Here is a 26,029-nt window from a genome sequence, read left to right as displayed (position 1 = left end):
CCTTACCCACGAAAGAGCCGGATCAGACGATGAAGATTAATCCGGAATACGCAGCACCTGCCCCGGATAGATCTTGTCCGGATGCTTGAGCATCGGCTTGTTCGCCTCGAAGATCTTGTTGTACTTGTTGGCGTCGCCATACTCGGCCTTGGCGATGGCACTCAGCGTATCGCCCTTCTTGACCGTAACGAACCGCGCCGCCTGGGCGATGGGCCCGGTGACAGTGATCTGGTCATCCACCGAAGCCACCCCCGCGATATTGCCGGCGGCCAGTATGATCTTCTCCTTCTCTTCCTGGCTGGCCACCTCGCCCTTGAGAATGACCTTGTCACCCTCTACAGTGGCCGAAATGTTCGGGTTACCCAGGCCAACGTCCTGGACGTGCTTCTTCAACTGTTCCTCGGCATTGGCATTGCCCGGCGTCAGCAGGTCGATCAACTTCTCGCCGGCTTCCTTCACGAAACTGAACAGGCTCATGTGGCGCTCCTTTGATGGTGAATCCATGGAAGCAGGAGTCTAGGCCAGGATCCCTCATCCCGCCCCACTGCGACCAATCGACGCGCTCTATCACGGCATAGACGCTAGCGATTAGACGCCACCGGCACAGGGGCCTAGGCTTGTGGGGTCAAACTGCCAGCCGGTATTCGCCCCGATGAACAGCAAGCCACCGGTCTGCGCGGCGTCCACGTCTTTTGCGCTGCCCGCCGCCAGTAACACCTACGACTACGTCCAGCTCACCGACACAGCTCGCGAAAGCACGCCGTTGGCCGAGGAAGTGGCCCTGGCCATCGTCTACAACGGCCTGAACCAGGCGGTGATGCTGGTCAGCCCGACCGACCTGGAAGACTTCGCCGTCGGTTTCAGCGTGGGCAGTGGCATCGTCGCCGGTACCGAAGAAATCTACGACGTGAAGCTCTCCGGCAGCGGCTCGGCGCTGTATGCCGACCTGGAGATCTCCAGCCGCGCCTTCTGGAACCTGAAGAACCAGCGCCGTCAGCTGGCCGGCACCAGCGGCTGCGGCCTGTGCGGCGTCGAGGCCCTGGAGCAGGCATTGCCCGAGCTGGACGTGCTGCCTGGCGCGCCGCTGCCGCCCGCGCACTGGCTGAAGGACCTGCGCCAGCGCATCGACGCCTTCCAGCCCCTCGGCCAGCACTGCGGCGCGGTGCACGCGGCGCTGTTCATGGACCGCGACGGCCAGTTGCTGCTGGGCCGCGAAGACATCGGCCGGCACAACGCCCTGGACAAGCTGATCGGCGCCCTGCTGCGCCAGCGCATCGATACCGCGGGCGGCCTGGCCATCGTCACCAGCCGCTGCAGCCTGGAGCTGATCCAGAAAGTCCTGCGCGCCGGTATCCAGACCCTGGTCAGCCTCTCCGCACCTACGGGCCTGGCCCTGCAATGGGCGCGCAAGCACAACCTCAACCTTATCCATCTGCCCAAACACAGCGCACCGCGGGTGTTCAGCCCAGCGGCGGAGTAGCAACAGCCGTGACCTCCTACGAAAAACTGCCAGACAACGCCCCCGCCTCCACCCCTCGCTACAAGCCCTACCCCGGACCCGCCGGCGGCTGGGGCGCGCTGCGCAGCGTGGCCAAGGCCTGGGTGGGCAGCGACAACGCCCTGAAGAACATTCGCGCCCTGCTCAAGACCAACCAGAACGGTGGCTTCGACTGCCCCGGCTGCGCCTGGGGCGACTCGCCCGAAAGCGGCATGGTCAAGTTCTGCGAGAACGGCGCCAAGGCGGTCAACTGGGAGGCCACCAAGCGTCGCGTCGATGCGGCGTTCTTCGCCCGTTACAGCGTCAGCGCGCTGCTCGAGCAAAGCGACTACTGGCTCGAATACCAGGGCCGCCTGACCGAGCCGATGGTCTACGACCCAGTCACCGACCGTTACCGGCCGATCGACTGGGACGCGGCCTTCGCCCTGATCGCCCGTCACCTGAACAACCTGTCCAGCCCTGATCAGGCCGAGTTCTACACCTCCGGCCGGGCCAGCAACGAGGCGGCGTACCTGTACCAGCTGTTCGTGCGCGCCTACGGCACCAACAACTTCCCCGACTGCTCGAACATGTGCCACGAGGCCAGTGGCGTGGCGCTGGGTCAAAGCGTCGGCGTGGGCAAGGGCACGGTCACCTACGACGATTTCGAGCACGCCGACACGATCTTCGTCCTGGGTCAGAACCCCGGCACCAACCACCCGCGCATGCTCGACCCGCTGCGTGACGCGGTGAAGCGCGGTGCCCAGGTGGTCTGCGTCAACCCGCTCAAGGAGCGTGGCCTGGAGCGCTTCCAGCATCCGCAGAACCCGCTGGAAATGCTGACCAACACTGACCGCCCGACCAACACGGCGTTCTTCCGACCGGCCCTGGGCGGCGACATGGCGCTGCTGCGCGGCATGGCCAAGTTCCTGCTGCAGTGGGAGCGTGAAGCCCAGGCCAAGGGCGAGCCGGCGATCTTCGACCATGCCTTCATCGCCGAGCACGGCCATGGCGTGGACGAGTACCTGGCAGCGGTCGATGCCACCCCGTGGGAGCAGATCCAGGCGCAATCGGGCCTGACCCTGGCCGACATCGAACTGTCGGCGCGCATGTACTGCAAAGGCAAGCGGGTGATCATGTGCTGGGCCATGGGCATCACCCAGCACCGCCATTCGGTGCCGACCATCCAGGAAATCGTCAACCTGATGCTGCTGCGCGGCAACCTCGGCGTGCCGGGCGCCGGCCTGTGCCCGGTGCGCGGCCACAGCAACGTGCAGGGCGACCGCACCATGGGCATCAACGAACGCCCGCCAGTCTTCCTGCTCGACGCCCTCGAAAAGCGCTTCGGCTTCCCGGTGCCGCGCCACAACGGCCACAACACCGTCGAGGCGATCCACGCCATGCTCGACGGCCGGGCCAAGGTGTTCATCGGCCTGGGCGGCAACTTCGCCCAGGCCACGCCGGACACCGAGCGCACCGCGCAGGCGCTGCGCAACTGCGAGCTGACCGTGCACATCAGCACCAAGCTCAACCGCAGCCACCTGGTTCACGGTAAGCAAGCGCTGCTCCTGCCGTGCCTGGGCCGCACCGATATCGACCTGCAGGGCGAAGGCCCGCAGGCGGTGACGGTGGAGGACTCGTTCAGCATGGTCCATGCCTCCAACGGCCAGCTCAAGCCGCTGTCCCGGCAGATGCGCTCGGAGCCGGCCGTGGTCGCCGGCATCGCCGCCGCCACCTTGGGCAAGCAGCTGGTGGACTGGCACTGGCTGGTGGCCGACTACGCGCGCATCCGCGACCTGATCGCCGACACCATCCCCGGCTTTGCCGACTTCAATGAACGCCTGCGCCTGCCCGGCGGCTTCTACCTGGGCAACAGCGCCGGCAGCCGCCAGTGGAAGACCGCCAGCGGCCGCGCCAACTTCAAGGCCAACCTGCTGCCCGACAGCCTGCTCGACGAGCGCGTGCGCGCCAGCGGCCAGTTGCCGGACCTGATCATGCAGTCGATGCGTTCGCACGATCAGTACAACACCACCATCTATGGCATGGACGACCGCTACCGCGGCGTGCGCGGCCAGCGCGACGTGCTGTTCGTCAACGAAGCCGACATCGTCCGCCTGGGCTTCCAGCCAGGGCAGAAGGTCGACATCGTGTCGCTGTGGGGCGATGAGCATGTGCGCCGGGTGCATGGCTTCACCCTGCTGGCGTTCGACATTCCCGCCGGCCAGGCGGCGGCCTACTACCCGGAGGTGAACCCGCTGGTGCCGCTGGAAAGCATCGGCGACGGCAGCCATACGCCGACGTCGAAGTTCATCGCCATCAAGCTGGAGCGGGCGCGGGACGACGGGCGCATCATCTGAACCGTCCTGTAGGAGCGGCCTTGCCGAGGCGTCGGACCGGCCGGAAAGGGCCGCGCAGCGGCCCCGGCAATATCTGCTTGATGCACAAATCGTGGGGCTGCTTCGCACCCCTTTCGCGGTACAAGGCCGCTCCTACAGGGGCAAAGCGCTCCGCCCACAAAAAAGCCCTGTTCCGCAACGGTTCAGGGCTTCGTCATAAATAGCTCAGACAACCGAAAATCGAGAAAGTTTCATACATAATTCAATAACTTAGAGAATTGTGTACAACTCGTGCTACTCGTCGGATTCCGATTGCCAGGCGCCTCGGCGAGCCTCAAATTCCGCTTCGTCATCCCTCTGAGGCTCTCTTGATGAAGAAGTACTCCTCGATTCTGTTGTTGTCTTTTGGTCTGCTCAGCGGCGTTGCCATGGCAGGCGGCACCACCGAAGCCGGCATTGGCGGCGCATTGGGTGGGGTACTGGGCTCCGTGGTGGGCAACTCCATCGGCGGTAGCACCGGTGGCGCCATCGGTGCCGGTCTGGGCGGCGCGGCCGGCGGTGCGCTGGGTGCCGACAAGCGCCAGCGTGGCGAAGCGGCCATCGGTGGCGCACTGGGCGCCGCAGGCGGCAACGTGGTGGGTCGCTCCGTGGGCGGCACCACCGGTAGCTACATCGGCGCAGCCGCCGGTGGTGGCGCTGGTGGCGCACTGGGCAACTACATGGGCAACAAGGCCGACGAAGACGAACGCCACGAACGTCGCTACCGTCGCGACTACGACGATCGCCGCTACTACGACCGCGGCCACCACTACGGCCATCGCAAGCACAAGCGCCACTGGCGCCATGACTGATGGCCAGGCTTACGCCCGAGGCCTAAGGCCCTGCCCTCATCGGCAGGGCCTTTTCGTTTGCATACCCGCCAGAGGATTAGGGGCTGCCCCGATATGGAGGCCACTAGCCACTAGTTATCATCGCTGTTTCGATCAAGCACAGGACGCAGGGAATGCGCACGATCATCACCGACCCCGTCTGTCTGCCCCGGGCCAGGAGAGGCTGAAGGATGCCCGGTCGTCGCCCGCCACTGCTCGGCGAAGCCAGCTTTGCATCAATTCGCCAGCGGGTCGTGCAGGCCACCGGCGTGCAACTGGCCGACGATCGCCGTGCCGTGGTCGCGGCGCGCCTGCACAAGCGCCTCAAGGCCCTGGGCCTGACGGACTTCGAACGCTACCTCGCCCTGCTCGACAGCCCCCGAGGCGCGGAGGAGCACGAGCACCTGCTGCGCCTGCTGGTCGCCCGTGACAGCTACTTCTTTCGCGAGCATCGCCACTTCGAATGCCTGGCCCGCTGGCTGGCCGACCTTGACCACCCCGCACGCCTGTGGAGCGCCGCCTGCGCCACCGGGGAGGAAGCCTGGAGCCTGGCCATGGTCGCCGCCGAAAACGCCCGCCATCCCGACTGGCAGGTGCTGGCCAGCGACTTCGACCCACAACTGCTGGAGACCGCCGCTGCCGGCATCTACGACATCGCCCAGGCACGCTACTTCCCCGAAGGCTGGCTGGCCCGCCACTGCCTGTGCGGCGTCGACGAGATGGCTGGCCGGCTGCGGGTCACGGCGGCCCTGCGCGAGCAGGTGCGCTTCGAGGCGCTCAACCTGATCCGGCCCCTGCCCGAACAGCTCGGCCGCTTCGACGTCATCCTGCTGCGCAACCTGTTGTCGAACCTGGCGCCACGGTACAAGAACGAGGTACTCCAGCGCCTGCTGGCACACTTGCGCCCCGGTGGCCTGATGATCATCGGTCACAGCGAGAGCGTCCACGCCCTGGGCCTGCCCCTGCGTCCACTACTGCCGTCGGTGTTCGAACGCCTATGATAAGAGGCACTGCCGCGCCCATCGGCAGACAAGGACTGATCGCGCAACCGCGCGGCAGTGCGCTTTCGGATCGAGCAGGCCTGCCGCCCCCCTTCCCTTGCGAAACAGGCCCTTATCCATGCCCTGCCGAATCCTGCTTGCCGATCACTCGCCGCTCTTCCGCGCCGGCCTGCGTGCCCTGCTTGAACAGAAGAAAGATTTCGTCGTGGTGGGCGACACCGGCGATGCCATGACGGCCGTGAGCCTTGCGGAAAAACTCAAGCCGGACATCGTGGTGCTCGACATGAGCGGCGAGCTGGACAGCCAGCAGGCCCTGCAGGAGCTGTTCATCCGCGCCCCTGCCTGCCGGGTGCTGATGTTCTCGCCACGCTCGGAGCTCGAGCATGTGATGAGCTGCCTGCAACTGGGCGCCCATGGCTTCCTGCTCAAGAGCGCCACGGTGAGCGAACTGGAGCAGGCCCTGCAGACCCTGCGTGGTGGCGGCCAGTACCTGTCGTCGGCGGTGCTGCCGATGGTCATCGGCCAGGCCCTGAAGCACAGCCGCAAGCGCGTCGTCAGTCAGGTCCAGACACCGCCGCTGACCACCCGCCAACTGGAGATCCTGCGCCTGATCGCCCGTGGCGAGACCACTCGCTCCATCGCCGACGGCCTGGGCCTGAGCATCAAGACCGTCGAGGCTCACCGCTCGCAGATCATGCACCGCCTGCAGATCCACGACGTGCCCGGCCTGGTGCTGTTCGCCGTGCGCGAGGGGATCATTCGCCTCAACGATTGAGCGACAGCCCGGCGAGGATCAGCTGCAGCGTCTCCGGTAGCGCCACAGGACGCCCCGAGGCCCGCTCGATGAACACCTGCACCACACTCCCCGCCGCGCAGGCCTCGGCCTCGCCCGGGCGGAACAGCGCCAGGCGGAACTCCACGGTACTGCCCGCCAGGCGTGTCACGCCCAGGCCCACCTCGAGCACGTCGGGAAAGCCCGGCAAGGCGAAGAAGTCCGCCGCCGAGCTGACGACGAAGCCGGCCAGCTCACCGTCGCGCAGGTCCAGCTCGGCCTGTTCGACCAGGAAGGCCTGGATGGCGGTTTCGAAGAAGGCATGCACGGTGGCGCCGGCGAGGTGACCGTTATGGTCGTTGTCCTGCGGGCGCGTAAGGATGGGGTGAAAATGAGAGAAGGCGGAGCGTTGGGGGGATTCTGTCATGAGGCATCTGCTTTCTGGTGGGTGCCCTGCAAGTGAAACAGATTCTGGCCGTGCTGTATTGATGCGGCTATCCGACAAACCTTCAGGAACGGTGTGTAAATCCTGTAGGAGCTGGCCTTCCCTGCGATAGCCTCAGTAGACACAGCACCCAAAGCGGGCTTTCAGATACGAAAAAGCCGCCCCGAAGGGCGGCTTTTCTTCCGAACCGGCAGCAGCTTAGAGCTGCGGACCAGCGGCCTTGATGGCGTCGGAAACGTCGAACTTCTTGAAGTTCTCGGTGAACAGCGTGGCCAGGCCCTTGGCGGCTTCGTCGTAGGCAGCCTTGTCAGCCCAGGTGTTGCGTGGGTTGAGCAGTTCGGTCTCGACGCCTGGAACAGCCTTCGGCACGTCCAGGTTGATGATGTCCAGGTGCTCGGTTTCGGCACCGACCAGAGCGCCGCTCTGGATGGCAGCGATCACGCCACGGGTGGTCGGGATGCTGAAACGCTTGCCGACGCCGTAGCCACCACCGGTCCAGCCGGTGTTGACCAGGTAGACCTTGGAACCGAACGCCTTGATACGCTTGATCAGCAGTTCGGCGTAAACGCCGGCCGGACGCGGGAAGAACGGTGCGCCGAAGCAGGTGGAGAAGGTCGACTTGATGCCGCCGCCCGAACCCATTTCGGTGGAACCGACCAGCGCGGTGTAGCCGGACAGGAAGTGGTAGGCCGCCTGCTCGTTGTTCAGGATCGACACCGGAGGCAGTACGCCGGTCAGGTCGCAGGTCAGGAAGATGACCGCGTTCGGCTCGCCGCCCAGGTTCTCTGCCGAGACCTTCTCGACGTGCGCCAACGGATAGGCGGCACGGCTGTTCTGGGTCAGGCTCACGTCGGCGTAGTCGGCGTGCTTGTTGGCGTCGATCACGACGTTTTCCAGCACCGCGCCGTGCTTGATGGCTTTCCAGATGACCGGCTCGTTCTTCTCGGAGAGGTCGATGCACTTGGCATAGCAACCGCCTTCGATGTTGAACACCACGCCCTCACCCCAGCCGTGCTCGTCGTCACCGATCAGGTAACGGCTTTCGTCGGCCGACAGGGTGGTCTTGCCGGTGCCGGACAGGCCGAAGAACAGGGTGACGTCACCCTCTTCGCCGATGTTGGCGGCGCAGTGCATCGGCAGCACGTCGGCGGCCGGCAGCAGGAAGTTCTGCACCGAGAACATGGCTTTCTTCATTTCACCGGCGTAACGCATGCCGGCGATCAGCACCTTCTTCTGGGCGAAGTTGATGATCACGCAGCCATCGGAGTTGGTGCCGTCACGCTCAGGCACGCACTCGAAGTTGGCAACGTTGAGGATCTGCCACTCACCACGGCCAGCCGGGTTGTACTGCTCGGGGTTGATGAACAGGCAACGGCCGAACAGGTTCTGCCAGGCGGTCTGGGTGGTCATCTTGACCGGCAGGTAGTGCTCGGCCGCAGCGCCTACGTGAACGTAGGAAACGAAGTGATCCTGGGCGTTGTTGAACGCCTCGACGCGGTCCCACAGGGCATCGAACTTGTCGGCCGGGAACTTGCGGTTGATCGGGCCCCAGCCAATCTGGTCCTGGGTGGACGGTTCTTCGACGATGAAACGGTCAGCCGGCGAACGGCCGGTGCGATGACCGGTTTCCACCACCAGCGCGCCAGTATCGGCCAGCACGCCTTCACCGCGGGACAGCGCTTCTTTTACCAGCTCATCGACGCTCAGGTCGGTGTACACGGTGTTGTTGGCTTGCGTCATGAGATACCCCATCCGGCCCGAGGCCGAGTGCTCCAAACGTTTTGTAGTCGTCTCGAAAAAACTACTACAGCGAAAAAAGTGGCCGGATTATGCCAGAAACGCCCAAAAAAAGTAGGCCCCTCCTGTCAGAACTGCGTTTTTGCGCAATTCGACAGGAGTTTTTCCTGTAGTTAACCGTTTCAGTGCTGAGTTTCTGACGGCGCCTCGGTGCCGCCACCGGCAAACAATTGCGCGACATCGCTTGCATCGAAGAGATAGCGCTCGTTGCAGAACTGGCAATCGATCTCGACCTGGCCGCCGCATTCGGCCACCAGCGCCTTGGCATCCTGCTCGCCGAGGCTGACCAGGGCGTTGGCGGAACGCTCGCGCGAGCAGCTGCAACGGAAGCGTAGCGGCTGGATATCGAACAGGCGAACCGCGTCCTCGTGGTACAGGCGGTGCAGCACGGTTTCGTTGTCCAGACCGAGCAGTTCCTCGGTCTTCACGGTGCTGGCCAGGGCCTTGACGTGGGCCCAGCTTTCCTCGCGGTCCTCGCTGTCCTTGTGGATCTCGGCCGGCAGTTGCTGCACCAGCAGGCCACGGGCGCGAGCACCATCGGCGGCCAGGGAGATGCAGGTGTTCACCTGCTGTGACATGACGAAGTAGTTGGTGAAGCACTCCGACAAGTCCTTGCCGTCCAGTTCGACGGTGCCCTGGTAGCGCTGGCCGTTGACCGGAATGATGGTCAGCACCAGGTGACCGCCCGGCATCAGGTCGGCCAGATTGGCATCCACCTTGATCTGCTCGGCTTCATAGCGCGCCAGGCCACGGATGTCGTGCTCGCTGGTGTACTCGATGGCCAGCAGCGGCACCGGGCCCTGGGACTGCGCCTGGAGCACCAGCAGCCCGTCGAACTTCAGGGTGCCGACCAGCAGCGCGGCGGCGGCCATCAGTTCACCGAGCAGATGCTTTACCGGCTGCGGGTAGGCGTGCTTGGCCAGCACCTCGGCGTAGCTGCGTTCCAGCGCGACCATCTCGCCGCGCACGTCGCGGTCGTCGAACAGGAAGCGTTGAGTGAAATCGGTATCTGGCAAGTCGCTCATGGTTGTCTGGCTTTCTAAAAATGATTACAAAATAATTACAGGAGACCGAAAGGTCCGTCGCAGAGCGCTCACAAGGCGCTCACTTCCTGCTGGATATCGAGGTATTTTATGGACAATCGACCACTGTTCCAAGCAAGGTGGTCCTGGGGACCATTGGCAGCCTGCACCCTGCTGCCCATCGCACTACTGTGTTTCTGGTTGTGGCCCGTTGGCCAGATCCTGTGCCTGACTTTCGACGAATGGCTATTCCACAGCCTCAATGCGCCACTGGCCGACAACCTGGTCTGGCGGTCGATCTGGGCAGTCGGCAGCCTGCGCCCCTTCGACATCCTGGTCGGCCTGATCATGCTGTCGCTGCTGATCCGCGGCGATTGGGTATTCAGGGCTACCCAAGCGCGCCAGGCTTTTTTCGGCTTTTTGGTGACCCTACTCCTCTTAGTGGTGATTCGCGCGCTGTTTTCCAAGTGGGTCAGCGCAATGGGCTGGCAACACAACAGCCCGTCGATGGTGTTCGACGACGCCGTGCACCTGAGCGACTTCTATCCGCACATGGAAGCGAAGTGGGAACTGAAGGACCGCTCCAGCCAGAGTTTCCCGGGTGACCACGCCTCGGTGCTGCTGATCTGGGCGCTGTTCATGAGCCTGTTCAGCCGTCGCCTGGTGCAGCACCTGGTGATCTGGGCACTGGCCTTGCTGTTCATGCTGCCGCGCCTGGTGGCCGGCGCCCATTGGGGGCAGGACGACTACATCGGCGGCCTGTTGATGGCGGTGCTGGCACTGGGCTGGAGCTGCCACACGCCCCTGGCGGCCAAGGCCAGCGAGGCGTTGGTGCGCTGGACGGTGCCGCTGTTCGGCCTGCTCGGCAAGCTGCCGCTGGTCGGGCGCATGAGCGTGATGCGCACCGCCTGATCCATTGCCGGGGCCGCCAGGCGGCCCCGGCCCTCAAGCCCTGGCCAGCTCCGGCAAGTCCCCGGACAACCCCAGGGCCTGGCGCACGAACAGCGCCTTGGCCTCGGGCATCTGCTCTACCAGCTTCAAGCCGCTGTTGCGCAGCCAGCGCAGGGGCAGCGGATTGGCCTGGAACAAACGCTCGAAGCCCTCCATCGCCGCCATCAACGCCAGGTTGTGCGGCATCCGTCGCCGCTCGAAGCGGCTCAGCACCTTCACATCGGCCAGGCGCTCGCCACGCTCGCAGGCACGGACCAGTTCCTCGGCCAGCACCGCGGCGTCGAGAAAGCCCAGGTTGACTCCCTGCCCGGCCAATGGGTGGATGGTGTGAGCCGCATCACCGATCAGCGCCAGCCCCTCCTCCACGTAGCGCTTGGCATGGCGCTGGCGCAGCGGCACGCAGACCCGCGGATCTGCCTCCAGCACATCGCCCAGACGCCCCTCGAAAGCCCGCTCAAGAGCCTGACGGAAGGCCGCGTCGTCCATCGCCATGGCCTGCTCGGCCTGCTCCGGGGTGGTCGACCAGACGATCGAGCACCAGTCCTGGCGACCATCGCGGCTGAGCGGCAGGAACGCCAGCGGGCCTTCGTCGGTGAAACGCTGCCAGGCCGTGGCCCTGTGTGCCTCGCTGCAGCGCACGCTGGTGACGATGGCGTGGTGCAGGTAATCCCACTCACGTGTTGCACAGCCGGCCAGGCGGCGTACCGCCGAGTTGGCGCCATCGGCGGCGATCACCAGCGGCGCGCGCAGCTTGCGGCCATCGGCCAGGGTCAGCAGCCACTCATCACCGGAGCGGCGCAGTTGCTCCAGGCGAGCGTTGGCCAGCAGCCCGACATCGCTGTCGTGCAGACGCTCCAGCAGGCCATCCTGGACCACGCGGTTCTCGACGATATGACCCAGCACCTCGGCATGCACGCTGGCCGCGGAGAAATGGATCTCGCCAGTGCCGCTGCCGTCCCAGACATGCATGTCCGAGTACGGCGAGACACGCCGCCGGGCGATGCCGTCCCAGGCGCCGAGGCGCTCGAGAATGCGCTGGCTGGCGGCCGACAGGGCACTGACCCGTGGTTCGAAAGGTGCCTCGCCGTCAAACGGCTTGACCGTCATCGGGCCGCCATCAAGCAGGAGCACCTCCAGACCACTGTGGCGCAAGGCCAGGGCCAGGGCGCTGCCGACCATACCGGCACCGACAATCAACAGATCTGCGCGCATTTCCATGCCTTACGCCTGCCTCGCTTGCGGCTTGAGCCGCACGTATAGGGTTTTGTCGACCCGCGCCACCAGCTCACCGGCGCCGTCGCGAATCTCCACCTGCAACCGCGGCAGGTATTTCTTGCCGCTGGCGGTCTGCTGGCGGATCTCGTCCAGCAGCGCGTCGTCGACGTGGAATTGGGCATACACCGGGCCCTTGCCCGGCGAGATGAAATCGATGCTGGCGGCCTTGTCCCAGACGATGTATTCACGCCCCAACTGCTCGATCAGCAGCAGCATGTAGAACGGATCGACCATCGCGTACAGGCTGCCGCCGAACTGGGTGCCGACGTAGTTGCGATTCCACCGTGTCAGCTTCATGCGCACCTTGACGCTGCGCATGTCCGGGCTGATTTCCTGGATATGGATGCCGGCGCCCAGGTAGGGCGGGTAGAAGTTCAACAACCAGCGCAGCATCCGTGCCCGCCGTGCGAACCGGCGAACATCGCTCATGGGCGGCCTCGCGGGTCGGGACGGGTACCCAGGCCCATGGCCTGGCGGGCGAACCAGCTTTTTGCCGGCGGCAGCAGGTCCAGGCCAAGCAGGCCGAGGTTGCGCCCGGCCGCCAGCAACGGCTGGCTGCTGCCGAACAGACGGGTGACCTGGTCGGAGAAGCCGATGGTCAGGGCCTGGTCGAGGCGCTGGCGCTGGTGATAGGCCTGCAGCGTGGCCAGGTCGCCCGGCAGGGCCGGGCCGGCCAGCAGGGCGTCCGCCAGCGACTGCACGTCGCGCAACGACAGGTTGAAGCCCTGGCCGGCGATGGGGTGCAGGCTGTGGGCGGCATTGCCCAGCACCACCAGGTGCGGGCGTACCTGCTCCTCGGCCTCGACCAGCGACAGTGGGTAGAGATGACGGGCACCGACCTGGCGCAGGGCGCCGAGGCGGTAGCCAAAGGCCTCCTGCAGCTCGCGCAGGAAGCTGCGCTCGTCGAGCTCGGCCAGGCGCCTGGCGTCCATCCCCTGGCGGGTCCAGACCAGCGCGCAGCGGTTGTCCGCCAGTGGCAGCAAGGCCATCGGGCCTTGCTCGGTGAAACGCTCGAAAGCCTGGCCGGCGTGGGCTTCACCCGGGGTGATGTTGGCGATCAGCGCGCTCTGGTCATAGGGCGTGTTGCGCACATGGATGCCCAGCTGCTCGCGCAGGCCCGAACGGCCGCCGTCGGCCAGCACCGCCAGATCGCACTCCAGCGAGGTGTCGTCATCCAACTGCAGGCGGTAGCCACCGGCGATGGCCTGCATCGCCTGCACCTGCGCCGGGCAGCGCCAGCTGATCACTTCGTTGTCGATCGCCTGCCACAGGCACTGGCCAAGCCAGGCGTTCTCGACCACGTAGCCGAGTGCCGGCACGCCCTCCTCCAGGGCGTCCAGGCGGGTGCCGCCAAAGCGGCCGCGGTCGGACACCTGGATCTGCCGGATCGGCTCGGCGCGGCGGCTGATGGTCTGCCACAGCCCCAGGCGCTCATAGATCTGCCGGGTGCCGTAGGACAGCGCCGAGGACCGTGCGTCATAGCTGGGCTGGAAGCTGTCGCCGGGGGCGAACGGCTCGATCAGCAGGATCTTCCAGCCACGGGCCTTGGCCGCGGCCTGCAGCGTCAGGGCCAGGCTCGCGCCCACCAGGCCGCCACCGATGATCGCCAGGTTGACCCGGTTCATGCGGCGTCCTTGCGGGCGTCGTGCATCAGCGCCTCGATCTCGGCGACCGTGCGCGGCACGCCTGAAGTCAGGATTTCACAGCCTTGCCTGGTCACCACCACGTCGTCCTCGATCCTTACCCCGATGCCACGCCACTTCTTCGCCACCGCCTGGTTGTCGGCGGCGATGTAGATGCCGGGTTCGACGGTCAGCGCCATGCCCGGTTCGAGCACGCGCCACTGGCCACCGACCTTGTATTCGCCCACGTCGTGCACATCCATGCCCAGCCAGTGTCCGGCGCGGTGCATGTAGAAGGCACGGTAGGCCTCGCTGTCGATCAAGGCCTGCACCTCACCCTTGAGCAGCCCCAGCGTCACCAACCCTTCGGTGATCACCCGCACGGTCGCCTCGTGGGCGTGGTTCCAGTGCTTGCCCGGGGCAATCTCGGCGAACGCCGCGGCCTGGGCCGCCAGCACCAGCTCGTAGATGGCTTTCTGTTCCGGCGAGAACCGCCCGCTGACCGGGAAGGTGCGGGTGATGTCGCTGGCGTAGCAGTCGATCTCGCAACCGGCGTCGATCAGGACCAGGTCGCCGTCCTTGAGCGGCGCGTCGTTCTGCTGGTAGTGCAGGATGCAGCCATTGCGCCCGGCGGCGACGATCGAGCCGTAGGCCGGCATCTTCGCTCCGCCCTTGCGGAACTCGTAGTCCAGCTCGGCTTCCAGGCTGTACTCGTGCAGCCCGGCGCGGCAGGCCTGCATGGCACGCACGTGGGCTCGGGCGGAGATCGCCGCGGCCTCGCGCATGACCTTCACTTCCGCCGCCGATTTATACAGGCGCATGTCGTGCAGCAGATGATCCAGGGCAACGAACTCGTTCGGCGGCTGGGCGCCGAGGCGGGCCTTGGAGCGGATCACGTTGATCCACTCCATCAGCCGGCGGTCGAACTCGGCGTTGCTGCCCATGTTGCTGTAGACCCGCTCGCGGCCTTCGATCAGGCCCGGCAGGATCTCGTCGATATCACTGATGGGGAAGGCATCGTCGGCGCCGAAATCACGCACTGCGCCTTCCTGGCCAGCACGCAGGCCGTCCCACTGCTCGCGCTCGGGGTTGCGCTCGCGGCAGAACAATACGTACTCGCCATGCTCGCGCCCCGGAATCAGGGCAATCACCGCCTCGGGTTCGGGGAAGCCGCTCAGGTACTGGAAATCGCTGTCCTGGCGATAGACATGCTCGACGTCGCGGTTGCGGATAGCGACCGCCGCGGCCGGCAGGATGGCGATGCTGTTGGGGACCATCTGCGCCATCAGCGCCTTGCGCCGACGGGCGTACTCCGCCTTGGGTATGTGGCTCATGGGCAAACGACCCCGTTCAGATCAGTGCAGCGATGGCTTTGGCGCGGGCGCGGCGGGTGCGGCCAGCTCCGTGTACAGCAGCAGCGGGGCGACGCGCAGGTACTCCATGACCTCCATGTAGTCGCTCTCGCCGTCCTCGGACTCTTCCAGCGCTTCCTGGACCTGGGAGATGGCCACCAGGTCCTGGAGCACTTCCTTGGCATCGGTGGACAGGTCCTTGCCGCCGGCGTTCAGGCCGAAGCCGGTGATGAAGCCCTGGCACCACTGCCCCAGCGCGGTGGCGCGGTCGCTGAGTGCGGCATCATCGGAAGGCAGCAGCAGGACGATGGCGACGTCCTCGCCGGTCAGCTCGGCCTTGACCATCTCTTGCAGGCCGACCAGGGCATTGCGCACCGAGTCACCGGGCTCGGTCTCGAGCAACTGGGCGGCATCGGCCAGCCAGGCATCGGCATCGAAGCCGGCGCCGGCGCAACTGCGACCGATCAGCAGGCCATGCAGCTCGGCAGGGGTGACGGGGTGGCCATTGCTCGAAAGCAACATGGCGAAGGCGATGTAGGGCGATTGGGTATTGGGCATGGGCAGCTAGGCGCCAGACGGCGCAATGACTAGAATGGAGACCTTGTATCCTAGCACCGGCAGGCGCGCCAAGACCATCGGCACTGGCCGTCGCGCCCTTGGGGCAGGCATGATCGCCAGGCGAGTGAAGGAATCGAGTGCAACCCATGCAAGAGAACGACCTGCAAGCACTGATGAGCCGGTTCGAGTTGCTGATCGAACGGGTCGAGCAACTAAAGCGGCAAAACGCACTCTTAGTAGCTCAGGAACGATCCTGGCGCGAGGAACGCGCCCACCTGATCGAAAAGAACGAGATCGCCAAACGCAAGATCGAATCGATGATCCTGCGCCTCAAGGCCCTGGAGCAAGACTCATGAGTTCAAGCAATAGCGTCACCGTCCAGATCCTCGACAAGGAATACTCGATCATCTGCCCGCCCGAGGAGCGCAACAACCTGGTCGGCGCCGCTCGTTACCTGGACGGCAAGATGCGCGAGATCCGCAGCAGCGGCAAGGTGATCGGCGCTGACCGCATCGCCGTGATGGCCGCGCTGAACATCACCCACGAGCTGCTGCACCGCCAGGAACGCCCCGAAGCGACCAGCGGCGGCACCACCCGCGAGCAGGTGCGCGACCTGCTGGAACGGGTCGATCAGGCCCTGTCCGACGATCCGGTTAGCAAAAGCGACTGAGATTGGTATACTGGCGCCACTCCCTGGGGGATGCGCCAGTCGGTTATGTCCCTGAGCCGATACGCACAACCACGGGGGTTGCACGCTGGGGCCGGTGTGCATGTCCGCCCGACGGAAAGCCTTAACGCCCCCTGCAATCTCCACCTTGAACTTTCGGGTTCAAGGGCTACACCGATAGCGGTCTTGTCGGGGAGCCTGCATTCAGAACTGCCCGCCTCCAACGGCGGGCTTTTCGTTTCTTCTGGGATCGCCCGTGCCATGACCGACACCGCGCCGCTCACCCGCCCCCAGCTTCGCCGATTCCTGCGCAATGCCCGCCGCGCACTTACACCCGCCCAGCAACGCCAGGCCGCCGAAGGTCTGTATCGCCAACTGGCGCAGGATCCGCTGTTCCGCCGCGCCCGGCATATCGCCCTGTACCTGCCCAATGACGGCGAGATCGACCCACGCCTGCTGCTGCGCGAAGCGCACAAGCGCGGCAAGCGCGTCTACCTGCCGGTGCTGCATGCCTGGCCGCGCACGCGCATGGTGTTCCAGCGCTTCGAGGCCGGCGAGGCACTGCGGCCCAACCGTTTTCGCATCCTGGAGCCGGTGATCGAACGCAAGCGGCAACGGCCGATCTGGGCGCTGGACCTGATCCTGCTGCCGCTGGTCGGTTTCGACGAGGTGGGGGGGCGCCTGGGCATGGGCGGTGGCTTCTATGACCGCAGCCTGGCCTACCAGGGCCGGCGCCAGACATGGAAAAAGCCATTGCTGCTGGGGCTGGCGCACGAATGCCAGAAAGTGGAGCGACTCAACCAGGCGAGCTGGGATGTACCGTTGCAAGGCACGGTCTCGGACCGTGGCTGGTACCTGGCGCCGAAGTGAGGTGCGATCAGCGGTGCTGTTGCTGCGTCGGATCAACAGGCGCCTGCTGGTAGGCGGCATCCAGCTTGCGCTCCCAGAAGCCTTGCGCGTAACCGGTGGTGACCACGCCCAGCCCGAAGACGAAGGCCAGGATCCAGAGCAGGTCCGGTTTACGTTGTTTCATTGATCGTCCCCCAAGAACAACTGTCCAGGCTCGGCGGCTTTCTTGATGGCGGCCGGAGCGTATAGCTTAAAATCGGCGCATTTTCCGACAACATGAGTCGCCAGGCAAACGTTGACGCCAACCGACTGTCGGTTTCATGCAACGAGTTATTTCAAACTCTTTCAGGAGCAGCATCCATGGCCTACTGGCTGATGAAATCCGAGCCCGACGAGCTCTCCATCGAAGCCTTGGCACGCCTGGGCAACGCCCGTTGGGACGGGGTGCGCAACTACCAGGCACGCAATTTCCTGCGGGCCATGAGCGTAGGCGACGAATTCTTCTTCTACCACTCCAGCTGCCCGCAACCGGGGATCGCCGGCATCGCCCGGATCAGCGCCGCCGCCTACCCGGATCCAACCGCCCTGGATCCGCACAGCCACTACCACGACGCCAAGGCCAGCGCCGAGAAGAACCCGTGGAGCGCGGTGGACGTCGAGCATGTGCGGACCTTCCGCCAGGTGCTTGGCCTGGGCCTGCTCAAGCAGCAGGCGGCGCTCGAGGAACTGCCACTGGTGCAAAAGGGCAGCCGCCTGTCGGTGATGCCGGTGACCGCAGAACAATGGGCGGCGATCCTCGCGCTGAGCTGATTGTGCGGCTATTGTCAGGGGTTTGACCAATATCAACGCGCAAGGAAGCGCGTCGCGCCAGGATAAGGCGTGCTAGCCGCAGGATGCAGACCGATGAATCGAAAAGCCCCCAGAATCTTCGCCTCCGCCTTGGTATTGCTGTTGCTGGCGGCAGGCGGGCTGGGCTACTGGAAGTCCCTTCACGATCGCCTGCCCGAAGGCCTGAGCATGGGTAACGGGCGCCTCGAATCCACCGAGGTGCAGATCGCCAGCAAGATCCCCGGGCGCCTGGCCGAGGTGCTGGTCGATGAAGGCGACAAGGTCACCCGCGGCCAGTTGCTGGCACGCATCGACACCCGCACGATGGAGGCCCAGCGTAGCCAGGCCGAGGCCGAAGTGCTGCGCGCCCGCGAGAATTATGCCGCCGCCCAGGCCAGCGTGCAGCTGCGCCAGAGCGAACTGTTGCTGGCCAGCCAGGAACTCAAGCGGGTGCGCGAGATCTACCAGCGCAAGTTCGCCAGCCAGCAGTTGCTCGACCAGCAGCAGGCCCGCTACGACACCGCCACCGCGGCCGTGGTCGCGGCCCGGGCCCAGTTGGCGGCGATCAAGGCCGCCATCGGCGCCGCCGAGGCCCAGGTCGCCCAGCTCACCAGCGAGATCGACGACAGCAGCCTGCGCGCGCCCATCGACGGCATCATCCAGCTGCGCCTGGCCGAACCCGGCGAAGTGCTCGGCGCCGGTGGCCGGGTGCTGATGCTGATCGACCCCAGCGACCAGTACATGAACCTCTACCTGCCCGCCGCCACCACCGGCCGGCTGACCGTCGGCGACCAGGCGCGGATCGTGCTCGACGCCCTGCCGGACAAGGCCCTGCCGGCCAAGGTGGCGTTCGTCGCGGCCAAGGCGCAGTTCACTCCGAAACAGGTCGAGACCCGCGATGAGCGGCAGAAGCTGGTGTTCCGGGTCAAGCTGCGCCTGACCGAACCAAGTGCCGTGCCCCAGGCCAAGCCAGGCATGCCCGGCGCCGGGTACGTGCGCACCGCCGATGTGGGCTGGCCGGCCAACCTGCAATGAACGCGGCGATCGCCCTGCGGGCCGAGGGTGTCAGCCATCGCTATGGCGACCTGCAGTCCTTGCACACCCTCGCGTTCAGCCTGCCGGCCGGGACCCGCTGCGGCCTGATCGGCCCGGACGGCGCCGGCAAGTCGACCCTGCTCGGACTGATCGCCGGGGTCAAGCGCCTGCAACAAGGCGAGTTGCAGGTGCTCGGTGGCTCGATCCGCCAGCGCCGCCACCGCACCGCGCTGTATCCCAAGGTTGCCTTCATGCCCCAGGGCCTGGGCAACAACCTGTACCCGGAGCTGTCGATCCGCGAGAACATCCGTTTCTTCGCCACCCTGTTCGGCCTGGGCCGCGCCGAATGCGAGCAACGCATGGCCAGCCTGCTACGCGCCACCGACCTGGAGCGCTTCGCCGAGCGCCCGGCCGGCAAGCTCTCGGGCGGCATGAAGCAGAAGCTGGGGCTGTGCTGCGCGCTGATCCACGAGCCGGACCTGCTGATCCTCGACGAGCCGACCACCGGCGTCGACCCGCTGTCGCGACGGCGCTTCTGGGAGCTGGTCGAGCAGGTGCGCGCCCAGCGCCCGCAGCTGACCCTGCTGGTGGCCACCGCCTACATGGAAGAGGCCGAGCAGTTCGAGCATTGCCTGATGCTCGACGCTGGCCGCCTGCTGGCCGCCGGCCTCAGCCGCGAACTGGCGGCGGTTACGCCCAGCGGCAAGCTGGACGACGCCTTCACCCACTTCCAGGGCGCCGGCCGCGCACAGCCCGAGCCCCTGCGCATTCCGCAACGCCAGGCCGACGACGGGCCGATCGCCATCGAGGCCCACGACCTGACCCTGCGCTTCGGTGACTTCACTGCAGTGAACAAGGTCAGCTTCGCCATCGGCCGCGGCGAGATCTTCGGTTTCCTCGGCTCCAACGGCTGCGGCAAGACCACCACCATGAAGGTGCTCACCGGCCTGATGCCGGCCAGCGAGGGTAGCGCCAGCCTGCTCGGCCGCCCGGTGGATGCCGGCGACCTGGCCACGCGCAAGCGGGTCGGCTTCATGTCCCAGAGCTATTCGCTGTATGGCGAACTGAGCGCCCGACAGAACCTCGAACTGCACGCCCGCCTGTTCGACCTGGCCAAGGCCGACAGCGCGCCGCGCATCGCCGAGCTCATCGAACGCTTCGACTTAGGCGCCATTGCCGACCAGCCGTCCGGCGCCCTGCCCCTGGGCCTGCGCCAACGCCTGTCGCTGGCCGTGGCGGTATTGCACCGCCCGGAAGTGCTGATCCTCGACGAGCCGACCTCGGGGGTCGACCCGGCGGCCCGCGACGACTTCTGGCGCCTGCTGGTGGAGTTGTCCCGCGAGCAGGGCGTAACCATCTTCCTGTCCACCCATTTCATGAACGAGGCCCTGCGCTGCGACCGCATCTCGCTGATGCACGCCGGTCGGGTGCTGGCCTGCGACACCCCGCTGGCGCTGCAGCGCCAGTTCGGCGGCGAGACCCTGGAAGACGCCTTCGTGCGCTGCCTCGAACAAGCCCAGGACGCGCCCGCCCAGGCGCAGGCCGATGCAGGGTTGGAACAGGCCGCCGCCCCAGCGCCCGCCTTGCGCCAGGCCTTCAGCCTGCGCCGCCTGCTGGCGGTGGCCAGCCGCGAAGGCAAGGAGCTGCTGCGCGACAAGGTGCGCCTGGCCTTCGCCCTGCTTGGCGCGCTGTTCATGATGGTGATCTTCGGCTACGGCATCTCGCTGGATGTAGAGAACCTCGCCTTCGCCGTATACGACCAGGACCAAAGTCCGCAGAGCCGCACCTACCTCGAGGCCTTCCGGGGCTCGCGCTACTTCGCCGAGCAGGCGCCGATTCGCGATGCCCGCCAGCTGCACCAGCGCCTGCAACGCTCGGAGATCAAGCTGGCCCTGGAAATCCCGCCGGGTTTCGGCCGCGACCTGCATGCCGGGCGCCAGCCGGTGGTGGCCGCCTGGCTGGATGGCGGCATGCCGTTTCGCGCCGAGACCAGCCGCAACTATGTGGAGGCCGTGCACCAGGCCAACCTTGAGCAGCTGGCCGCCCTCGGCCCGCACCCGGTGGCGCGCCAGCAGCCGGTACGCCTGGAAACACGCTTTCGCTACAACCAGGACGTGGTCAGCGTGAACGCCATCGGCCCCGGGGTCATGGCGCTGATCCTGGCCTTCATCCCGGCCATGCTCACCGCGCTGGGCATCGTGCGGGAAAAGGAACTGGGCTCGATCACCAATTTCTACGCCACCCCGCTGACCCGCCTGGAGTTCCTGCTCGGCAAGCAGGCGCCCTATCTCGCGGTGAGCCTGGTCAACCTGGCGCTGCTGGTGGCGATGAACCGCTGGCTGTTCGGCGTGCCGCTCAAGGGCAGCCCGCTGGCCCTGGCCTGCGGCGGCCTGGCCTACCTGCTGGCGACCACCAGCCTGGGCCTGCTGATCTCGGCCTTCACCCGCACGCAGATCGCGGCGATCCTCGGCACCATGATCATCACCAGCCTGCCGACCATCCAGTTCTCCGGCCTGATCGTGCCGCGCTCGTCGCTGGACGGCGCGGCGGCGCTGATGGGCCAGCTGTTCCCGGCCGGCTATTTCCTCGACATCGCCGTCGGCACCTTCACCAAGGCCCTGGGCCTGCGTGAGCTGTGGCCGCAGTGCCTGGCGCTGCTGGGCTTCTTCGCCGCCTTCACCGGGCTGAGCCTGGCCATGCTGAAAAAACAGGAGGCCTGAGATGAGCCGCCTCTCCCACACCCTGCGCCTGGGCCTGAAGGAACTCACCAGCCTGCGCCACGACAGCGTGTTGCTGCTGTTCCTGCTGTACGCCTTCAGCGTGGCGATCTACATGCCCGCCGCCGGCTCCGTGATCGGCGTGCACAACGCCAGTGTCGCGGTGGTCGACGAAGACCACGGCGCCGTCTCGCGCAAGCTCGCCGAATCGCTGCAGCCGCCGGAGTTCCAGCCCGCCGTGGCACTGCCGGCGGATCGCCTGGACCAGGCCATGGACAGCGGCCAGTACACCTTCGTGGTCAACGTGCCGGTGAACTTCCAGGCCGACCTGCTGGCCGGGCGCTCACCGGAGCTGCAGGTCAACGTCGATGCCACGGCCATGAGCCAGGCCTTCATGGGGGCCGGCTACATCGGCCGGATCTTCGAACGCGAACTGCTGGAGTATGCAGGCCGCAGCACCGGCAGCCCGGCCCTGCTCAACCCGAAAGCCCTGTTCAACCCCAACCTGGAAGGCGGCTGGTTCCTGGCGGTGATCCAGATCGTCAACAACATCACCATCCTGGCCATCGTCCTCACCGGCACCGCGCTGCTGCGCGAGCGTGAGCACGGCACCCTCGATCACCTGCTGGTGCTGCCGCTGACGGCGCTGGAAATCATGCTGGCGAAGATCGCCAGCAACGCCCTGGTGGTGGTGGCCTGTACCTGGATATCGCTTGAAGTGGTGGTCAAGGGCGCCCTGGGCGTGCCGCTGGCGGGCTCCATGGGGCTGTTCCTGGGGGTGACCGCGCTGTACCTGTTCGCCAGCACGGCGCTGGGTATCTTCCTCGCCACCCTGGCGCGCTCGACGCCGCAGTTCGGCCTGTTGGCGATCCCGGTGATCATCCCGATGCTGCTGCTCTCGGGGGGCAGCACGCCGCTGGACAGCATGCCGCAGTGGCTGCAGTGGGTCATGCAGGGCTCGCCCTCGACCCACTTCGTCAGCCTCGGCGCGGCGATCCTGTTCCGCGACGCCGGACTGAACGTGGTGTGGCCGGATGTGGCGGCCCTGGCCGCGATCGGCCTGGTGTTCTTCGGCGTGGCCCTGGCGCGCTTTCGCCGCAGCCTCGCCGCCTGATCACTGCACGATCAGGTTGTTGAACAGCAGGTCCTCGACGATCGGCTTGCCCTCTTCGGACTCCATCACCTGCTGCACCTGCTTCAGGGCTTCCTGGCGCAGTTTTTCCTTGGCCTCGACGTTGCTCATGTTATCCACGCCCTGCTGGGTGAACAGCGCCACCAGCTGGTTGCGGATCAGCGGCTCGTGGTGCTTGACCGCGGTGGCGGCGGCATCGCCAGTCACGCGCAGGGCGACGTCGGCCTTGAACACACGCAGCTTGGGGCTGCCGTCGAGGGCGTAGTTGCCGACGAAGGGCGGGCTGAGGCTGATGTAGGCGACCTTGGGCTCGCCTTCCTTTTCCTCGGCCATCGCCGCCACTGGCAGCATCAGGGCCAGCACCATCAAGATCCACGCTTTCACGAATTCGCTCCTCAATACAGTTGGCGCCAGCTTACCCAGCGCGCCGGCCAAACCCAAGCCCGGGCTTATGCCGGCTCATCAGGGCCGGCCATGCTCGTTGACCCTGGGGGTGGCCCTCCTACACTTATCGGCCACCACACGCAAAGGAATAGCCCTGATGAAAGCCTTGTTGTGCAAAGCCCTGGGCCCGGCGCGGGACCTGGTCCTGGAAGAGGTCGCCAGCCCCGCGCCCAAGAAGAACGAGATCCTCCTCGACGTGCACGCCGCCGGGGTCAACTTCCCCGACACCCTGATCATCGAAGGCAAGTACCAGTTCCAGCCGCCGCTGCCGTTCGCCCCGGGTGGTGAGGCGGCCGGCGTGGTGGCCGCGGTCGGCGAGAAGGCCGGCGCGTTCAAGGTCGGCGACCGGGTCATGGCCCTGACCGGCTGGGGCGCCTTCGCCGAGCGGGTGGCGGTGCCGTTCTACAACGTGCTGCCGATCCCGGCGGGCATGGACTTCACCACCGCCGCCGCGTTCGGCATGACCTACGGCACCTCGATGCACGCCCTGACCCAGCGCGGCCAGCTCAAGGCCGGCGAAACCCTGCTGGTGCTCGGCGCCTCGGGCGGCGTCGGGCTGGCGGCGGTGGAAATCGGCAAGGCCCTGGGCGCGCGGGTGATCGCCGCGGCCAGCAGCGCCGAGAAACTGGCAATCGCCCAGGCGGCCGGGGCCGACGAACTGATCGACTACAGCCAGGCCAACCTCAAGGACGAGATCAAGCGCCTGACCGGCGGCCAGGGCGTGGACGTGATCTACGACCCGGTCGGCGGCGCGCTGTTCGACCAGGCCGTGCGCGGGCTGGCGTGGAACGGGCGGTTGCTGGTGGTGGGCTTTGCCAGCGGCACGATCCCGCAACTACCGGTGAACCTGACCCTGCTCAAGGGCGCGGCGGTGCTCGGGGTGTTCTGGGGCGCCTTCGCCCAGCGCCAGCCGGAGGACAACGCGGCCAACTTCCGCCAGCTGTTCGCCTGGCACGCCGAAGGCAAGTTGAAGCCCCTGGTGTCGCAGACCTTTGCACTGGCCGAGGGTGGCGCGGCGATCGAACGCCTGGCGCAGCGCCAGGCGGTGGGCAAGCTGGTGGTGACGATCCGGTAACGCCATACGACGTGGGAGCAACTGTCTTGCCGAGACCTCTCAACTGGCGTGATCTCTGTAGGAGCGGCCTTGCGCCGCGAAAGGGCTGCGCAGCAGCCCCGGGATTTTAGCGGTGTTGCAAAGATCGCCGGGGCCGCGTTGCGGCCCTTTCGCGGCGCAAGGCCGCTCCTACAGGTTGGCGTGATACCTGTGGGAGCATCGCCTGAATCGCGGGGCTAGCCCGCTCCCACGACAGGTACACTTCTATCCATATTCCTAAACGGTAGTTCATAAACTTTTTCTAAACGAATAGGGTATATCGACCGGACCACCGGACCAGCAAACGTCTGTCGCCATCAGCTGAGGCGACGCTTTCAACTTTGTGAGGTTAGGAATGGTCAGGATCACAATCACCCCAGTGCATAACGCCAGGGCATTGAGTGCAGCCAAGGAGCGGTACTGATGTCCAGCCAACCAACTACTACCCGATTCCACAGCGATCTCGACAGCTCGCCGCTGCTGCTGCCGGCCACGGTGTTGCGCAACGACGAAGAGGCCCTGCAGGCCGCCCGCGAACTGGCCGAGGTGGCCCGCCAGCAGGCCGCCAAACGTGACCAGCAGCGCAAGCTGCCCTGGGCCGAGATCGAACAGTTCACCCGCAGCGGCCTGGGCAGCATCAGCGTGCCCAAGGCCTTCGGCGGCCCCGAGGTGTCCTTCGCCACCATCGCCGAAGTGTTCCGCCTGATCAGTGCCGCCGACCCGGCGCTGGGGCAGATTCCGCAGAACCAGTTCGGCATCCTGCAACTGGTCCGCCTGACCGCCACCCAGGCCCAGCAGGAACTGATCTTCCGCTCGGTGCTCGACGGCTGGCGCATCGGCAATGCCGGCCCCGAGCGCGGGACCAAGGACACCCTGACGCTCAAGGCGCGCCTTACCCGTGATGGCGATGGCTATCGCATCAGCGGCGAGAAGTTCTATTCCACCGGTGCCTTGTACGCCCACTGGGTGGCGGTCAAGGCGCTGGACGACGATGGTCGCCAGCGCCTGGCGTTCGTCCGTCGCGGCAGCCCTGGGCTGCGCATCGTCGACGACTGGTCCGGCTTCGGCCAGCGCACCACCGCCAGCGGCACCGTGCTGCTCGACCAGGTGCCGGTGGACGCCGACCTGGTGGTGGACAACTGGCGCCTGCGTGAGGAACCCAGCATCCAGGGCGCCGCCTCGCAGTTGATCCAGGCGGCGATCGACGCCGGCATCGCCGAAGCGGCGATCGAGGACACAATCCAGTTCGTTCGGGAGAAGTCCCGGCCGTGGATCGAGGCCAAGGTCGAACGCAACAGCGACGACCCCTATGTGATCGCCGACATCGGTCGCCTGAAGCTCGAACTGCATGCCGCCGAGGCCCTGCTGCGCAAGGCTGCCAAGGTGCTCGACGAGGTGAACGCCGGCGTGATCGATGCCGCCGCCGCGGCCCGTGCCTCGATTGCCGTGGCCGAAGCCAAGGTGCTCACCACCGAGATCTCGCTGCAGGCCAGCGAGAAGCTGTTCGAGCTGGCCGGCAGCCGCGCCAGCCTGGCCGAGTTCAACCTCGACCGGCACTGGCGCAACGCCCGGGTCCACACCCTGCACGACCCGGTGCGCTGGAAGTACCACGCCGTCGGCGCCTACCACCTCAACGGCACCCTGCCTGCCCGCCATTCCTGGATCTGATTTCGAGCCTTGGGGCTGCTGCGCAGCCCTTCGCGGGTAAACCCGCTCCCACAGGGATCGCACTGATTCCGATAACAGCGCTGTACCTGTGGGAGCGGGTTTACCCGTGAAGAGGCGCA

Annotated in this window: 26 protein-coding genes and 1 other RNA gene; 16 read left to right on the top strand and 11 right to left on the bottom strand. The window is 66.2% G+C overall.

All coding sequences use genetic code 11. The features are described from left to right. Positions 1–36 precede the first annotated feature (36 nt). Positions 37–477 carry a peptidoglycan-binding protein LysM gene (gene lysM / locus NMG10_RS04925; protein ID WP_050703342.1) on the bottom strand — a complete coding sequence of 147 codons (441 nt, stop codon included), beginning with the start codon at positions 475–477 and terminating at the stop codon, positions 37–39. Between the two features lie 175 nt (positions 478–652). Here lysM and fdhD point away from each other — a divergent pair, with 175 nt between their 5' ends. The 5 genes from fdhD (at position 653) to NMG10_RS04900 (ending at position 6,458) form a co-directional block, all read left to right on the top strand. Then, complete coding sequence (fdhD, locus tag NMG10_RS04920) at positions 653–1,480, top strand: formate dehydrogenase accessory sulfurtransferase FdhD (RefSeq protein ID WP_254463901.1); 828 nt, start codon at positions 653–655, stop codon at positions 1,478–1,480. 8 nt (positions 1,481–1,488) lie between these two features. Then, positions 1,489–3,834, top strand: a complete 2,346-nt coding sequence (locus tag NMG10_RS04915) for an FdhF/YdeP family oxidoreductase (RefSeq protein WP_254463900.1) — start codon at positions 1,489–1,491, stop codon at positions 3,832–3,834. Between the two features lie 350 nt (positions 3,835–4,184). Continuing rightward, positions 4,185–4,664 (top strand): glycine zipper domain-containing protein, encoded by a 480-nt coding sequence (locus NMG10_RS04910; RefSeq protein ID WP_050703337.1) that lies wholly within the window; start codon positions 4,185–4,187, stop codon positions 4,662–4,664. Positions 4,665–4,873: 209 nt separating this feature from the next. After that, positions 4,874–5,683 (top strand): protein-glutamate O-methyltransferase CheR, encoded by an 810-nt coding sequence (locus NMG10_RS04905; protein WP_232854828.1) that lies wholly within the window; start codon positions 4,874–4,876, stop codon positions 5,681–5,683. A 118-nt stretch (positions 5,684–5,801) separates the two neighbouring features. Then, complete coding sequence (locus tag NMG10_RS04900) at positions 5,802–6,458, top strand: response regulator transcription factor (RefSeq protein WP_232854827.1); 657 nt, start codon at positions 5,802–5,804, stop codon at positions 6,456–6,458. Here NMG10_RS04900 and NMG10_RS04895 read toward each other — a convergent pair. The 3 genes from NMG10_RS04895 to hslO all read right to left on the bottom strand — a co-directional run bounded on the left by NMG10_RS04895 (position 6,448) and on the right by hslO (position 9,722). After that, entirely contained in the window at positions 6,448–6,882 is a 435-nt protein-coding gene (locus NMG10_RS04895; protein WP_186712110.1) for a thioesterase family protein, read from the bottom strand. The genes NMG10_RS04900 and NMG10_RS04895 overlap by 11 nt on opposite strands. 216 nt (positions 6,883–7,098) lie before the next feature. Next, complete coding sequence (locus NMG10_RS04890) at positions 7,099–8,640, bottom strand: phosphoenolpyruvate carboxykinase (protein WP_186712112.1); 1,542 nt, start codon at positions 8,638–8,640, stop codon at positions 7,099–7,101. A gap of 179 nt (positions 8,641–8,819) precedes the next feature. Next, positions 8,820–9,722 (bottom strand): Hsp33 family molecular chaperone HslO, encoded by a 903-nt coding sequence (gene hslO / locus NMG10_RS04885; RefSeq protein WP_232854826.1) that lies wholly within the window; start codon positions 9,720–9,722, stop codon positions 8,820–8,822. Positions 9,723–9,830: 108 nt separating this feature from the next. Between hslO and NMG10_RS04880 the strand changes: the two genes are divergently transcribed. After that, positions 9,831–10,631, top strand: coding sequence for a phosphatase PAP2 family protein (locus NMG10_RS04880; RefSeq protein ID WP_254463899.1), 801 nt, complete (start codon positions 9,831–9,833; stop codon positions 10,629–10,631). Positions 10,632–10,664: 33 nt separating this feature from the next. On the opposite strand, the gene NMG10_RS04875 is transcribed toward NMG10_RS04880, so the two are convergent. The 5 genes from NMG10_RS04875 to NMG10_RS04855 are packed head-to-tail and all read right to left on the bottom strand — an operon-like array spanning position 10,665 to position 15,477. Next, the gene (locus NMG10_RS04875) at positions 10,665–11,882 is read right to left on the bottom strand and encodes a 2-octaprenyl-3-methyl-6-methoxy-1,4-benzoquinol hydroxylase (RefSeq protein WP_203652568.1); all 1,218 of its coding nucleotides are present in this window, start codon (positions 11,880–11,882) and stop codon (positions 10,665–10,667) included. Between the two features lie 9 nt (positions 11,883–11,891). Beyond that, positions 11,892–12,374, bottom strand: coding sequence for a DUF4442 domain-containing protein (locus tag NMG10_RS04870; RefSeq protein ID WP_254463898.1), 483 nt, complete (start codon positions 12,372–12,374; stop codon positions 11,892–11,894). After that, positions 12,371–13,570 (bottom strand): 2-octaprenyl-6-methoxyphenyl hydroxylase, encoded by a 1,200-nt coding sequence (ubiH, locus tag NMG10_RS04865; protein ID WP_186712116.1) that lies wholly within the window; start codon positions 13,568–13,570, stop codon positions 12,371–12,373. The genes NMG10_RS04870 and ubiH overlap by 4 nt, the downstream gene beginning before the upstream one ends. Beyond that, the gene (pepP, locus tag NMG10_RS04860) at positions 13,567–14,901 is read right to left on the bottom strand and encodes a Xaa-Pro aminopeptidase (protein ID WP_234561237.1); all 1,335 of its coding nucleotides are present in this window, start codon (positions 14,899–14,901) and stop codon (positions 13,567–13,569) included. Before pepP ends, ubiH begins: the two co-directional genes overlap by 4 nt. Positions 14,902–14,922: 21 nt before the next feature. Then, positions 14,923–15,477, bottom strand: coding sequence for a YecA family protein (locus NMG10_RS04855; RefSeq protein WP_232854823.1), 555 nt, complete (start codon positions 15,475–15,477; stop codon positions 14,923–14,925). Between the two features lie 146 nt (positions 15,478–15,623). On the opposite strand from NMG10_RS04855, the gene NMG10_RS04850 reads away from it, so the two are divergent. From NMG10_RS04850 to NMG10_RS04835, 4 genes are all read left to right on the top strand, one after another. After that, positions 15,624–15,833: a TIGR02449 family protein gene (locus tag NMG10_RS04850; protein ID WP_023631616.1), complete on the top strand. Its 210-nt coding sequence runs from the start codon at positions 15,624–15,626 to the stop codon at positions 15,831–15,833. Next, entirely contained in the window at positions 15,830–16,147 is a 318-nt protein-coding gene (locus NMG10_RS04845; RefSeq protein ID WP_203648834.1) for a cell division protein ZapA, read from the top strand. The genes NMG10_RS04850 and NMG10_RS04845 overlap by 4 nt, the downstream gene beginning before the upstream one ends. A gap of 17 nt (positions 16,148–16,164) precedes the next feature. Further along, positions 16,165–16,344: non-coding RNA, 6S RNA (gene ssrS / locus NMG10_RS04840), on the top strand. Between the two features lie 61 nt (positions 16,345–16,405). Further along, positions 16,406–17,014 carry a 5-formyltetrahydrofolate cyclo-ligase gene (locus tag NMG10_RS04835; protein WP_232854822.1) on the top strand — a complete coding sequence of 203 codons (609 nt, stop codon included), beginning with the start codon at positions 16,406–16,408 and terminating at the stop codon, positions 17,012–17,014. A 7-nt stretch (positions 17,015–17,021) separates the two neighbouring features. On the opposite strand, the gene NMG10_RS04830 is transcribed toward NMG10_RS04835, so the two are convergent. After that, the gene (locus NMG10_RS04830; RefSeq protein ID WP_254463897.1) at positions 17,022–17,177 is read right to left on the bottom strand and encodes a hypothetical protein; all 156 of its coding nucleotides are present in this window, start codon (positions 17,175–17,177) and stop codon (positions 17,022–17,024) included. A gap of 176 nt (positions 17,178–17,353) precedes the next feature. Here NMG10_RS04830 and NMG10_RS04825 point away from each other — a divergent pair, with 176 nt between their 5' ends. The 4 genes from NMG10_RS04825 to NMG10_RS04810 all read left to right on the top strand — a co-directional run bounded on the left by NMG10_RS04825 (position 17,354) and on the right by NMG10_RS04810 (position 22,687). Then, positions 17,354–17,803 carry an EVE domain-containing protein gene (locus NMG10_RS04825; protein WP_232854821.1) on the top strand — a complete coding sequence of 150 codons (450 nt, stop codon included), beginning with the start codon at positions 17,354–17,356 and terminating at the stop codon, positions 17,801–17,803. 93 nt (positions 17,804–17,896) lie between these two features. Then, positions 17,897–18,856, top strand: coding sequence for an HlyD family secretion protein (locus NMG10_RS04820; RefSeq protein ID WP_050703321.1), 960 nt, complete (start codon positions 17,897–17,899; stop codon positions 18,854–18,856). Beyond that, a complete protein-coding gene (gene rbbA, locus NMG10_RS04815) occupies positions 18,853–21,576 on the top strand; it encodes a ribosome-associated ATPase/putative transporter RbbA (RefSeq protein WP_254463896.1) in 2,724 nt (907 codons plus the stop codon). Before NMG10_RS04820 ends, rbbA begins: the two co-directional genes overlap by 4 nt. Before the next feature lies 1 nt (position 21,577). Further along, positions 21,578–22,687, top strand: a complete 1,110-nt coding sequence (locus NMG10_RS04810) for an ABC transporter permease (protein WP_254463895.1) — start codon at positions 21,578–21,580, stop codon at positions 22,685–22,687. Here the strand turns inward: NMG10_RS04810 and NMG10_RS04805 are convergent, their stop codons facing one another. After that, the gene (locus NMG10_RS04805) at positions 22,688–23,089 is read right to left on the bottom strand and encodes a flagellar basal body-associated protein FliL (protein ID WP_110734175.1); all 402 of its coding nucleotides are present in this window, start codon (positions 23,087–23,089) and stop codon (positions 22,688–22,690) included. A gap of 157 nt (positions 23,090–23,246) precedes the next feature. On the opposite strand from NMG10_RS04805, the gene NMG10_RS04800 reads away from it, so the two are divergent. Both NMG10_RS04800 and NMG10_RS04795 read left to right on the top strand, forming a co-directional pair. Further along, positions 23,247–24,224 carry an NADPH:quinone oxidoreductase family protein gene (locus NMG10_RS04800; RefSeq protein ID WP_254463894.1) on the top strand — a complete coding sequence of 326 codons (978 nt, stop codon included), beginning with the start codon at positions 23,247–23,249 and terminating at the stop codon, positions 24,222–24,224. A gap of 441 nt (positions 24,225–24,665) precedes the next feature. Next, positions 24,666–25,910: an SfnB family sulfur acquisition oxidoreductase gene (locus NMG10_RS04795; protein WP_203648860.1), complete on the top strand. Its 1,245-nt coding sequence runs from the start codon at positions 24,666–24,668 to the stop codon at positions 25,908–25,910. Positions 25,911–26,029: the final 119 nt, after the last annotated feature.

This window comes from Pseudomonas sp. DVZ6, assembly GCF_024259445.1.
Classification (GTDB): domain Bacteria; phylum Pseudomonadota; class Gammaproteobacteria; order Pseudomonadales; family Pseudomonadaceae; genus Aquipseudomonas; species Aquipseudomonas peradeniyensis.
This window is presented reverse-complemented; position numbering and strand designations above follow the sequence as displayed.

Coding starts and splice junctions, on each gene's coding strand:
- NMG10_RS04875 (WP_203652568.1), bottom strand. CDS start 11,882: ATGCGCGCAGATCTGTTGATTGTCGGTGCCGGTATGGTCGGCAGCGCC.
- NMG10_RS04910 (WP_050703337.1), top strand. CDS start 4,185: ATGAAGAAGTACTCCTCGATTCTGTTGTTGTCTTTTGGTCTGCTCAGC.
- NMG10_RS04880 (WP_254463899.1), top strand. CDS start 9,831: ATGGACAATCGACCACTGTTCCAAGCAAGGTGGTCCTGGGGACCATTG.
- ubiH (WP_186712116.1), bottom strand. CDS start 13,570: ATGAACCGGGTCAACCTGGCGATCATCGGTGGCGGCCTGGTGGGCGCG.
- NMG10_RS04850 (WP_023631616.1), top strand. CDS start 15,624: ATGCAAGAGAACGACCTGCAAGCACTGATGAGCCGGTTCGAGTTGCTG.
- lysM (WP_050703342.1), bottom strand. CDS start 477: ATGAGCCTGTTCAGTTTCGTGAAGGAAGCCGGCGAGAAGTTGATCGAC.
- NMG10_RS04895 (WP_186712110.1), bottom strand. CDS start 6,882: ATGACAGAATCCCCCCAACGCTCCGCCTTCTCTCATTTTCACCCCATC.
- hslO (WP_232854826.1), bottom strand. CDS start 9,722: ATGAGCGACTTGCCAGATACCGATTTCACTCAACGCTTCCTGTTCGAC.
- NMG10_RS04890 (WP_186712112.1), bottom strand. CDS start 8,640: ATGACGCAAGCCAACAACACCGTGTACACCGACCTGAGCGTCGATGAG.
- NMG10_RS04820 (WP_050703321.1), top strand. CDS start 17,897: ATGAATCGAAAAGCCCCCAGAATCTTCGCCTCCGCCTTGGTATTGCTG.
- NMG10_RS04825 (WP_232854821.1), top strand. CDS start 17,354: ATGGCCTACTGGCTGATGAAATCCGAGCCCGACGAGCTCTCCATCGAA.
- NMG10_RS04800 (WP_254463894.1), top strand. CDS start 23,247: ATGAAAGCCTTGTTGTGCAAAGCCCTGGGCCCGGCGCGGGACCTGGTC.
- fdhD (WP_254463901.1), top strand. CDS start 653: ATGAACAGCAAGCCACCGGTCTGCGCGGCGTCCACGTCTTTTGCGCTG.
- NMG10_RS04830 (WP_254463897.1), bottom strand. CDS start 17,177: ATGAAACAACGTAAACCGGACCTGCTCTGGATCCTGGCCTTCGTCTTC.
- NMG10_RS04870 (WP_254463898.1), bottom strand. CDS start 12,374: ATGAGCGATGTTCGCCGGTTCGCACGGCGGGCACGGATGCTGCGCTGG.
- NMG10_RS04855 (WP_232854823.1), bottom strand. CDS start 15,477: ATGCCCAATACCCAATCGCCCTACATCGCCTTCGCCATGTTGCTTTCG.
- rbbA (WP_254463896.1), top strand. CDS start 18,853: ATGAACGCGGCGATCGCCCTGCGGGCCGAGGGTGTCAGCCATCGCTAT.
- NMG10_RS04900 (WP_232854827.1), top strand. CDS start 5,802: ATGCCCTGCCGAATCCTGCTTGCCGATCACTCGCCGCTCTTCCGCGCC.
- NMG10_RS04795 (WP_203648860.1), top strand. CDS start 24,666: ATGTCCAGCCAACCAACTACTACCCGATTCCACAGCGATCTCGACAGC.
- NMG10_RS04845 (WP_203648834.1), top strand. CDS start 15,830: ATGAGTTCAAGCAATAGCGTCACCGTCCAGATCCTCGACAAGGAATAC.
- NMG10_RS04810 (WP_254463895.1), top strand. CDS start 21,578: ATGAGCCGCCTCTCCCACACCCTGCGCCTGGGCCTGAAGGAACTCACC.
- NMG10_RS04835 (WP_232854822.1), top strand. CDS start 16,406: ATGACCGACACCGCGCCGCTCACCCGCCCCCAGCTTCGCCGATTCCTG.
- NMG10_RS04905 (WP_232854828.1), top strand. CDS start 4,874: ATGCCCGGTCGTCGCCCGCCACTGCTCGGCGAAGCCAGCTTTGCATCA.
- pepP (WP_234561237.1), bottom strand. CDS start 14,901: ATGAGCCACATACCCAAGGCGGAGTACGCCCGTCGGCGCAAGGCGCTG.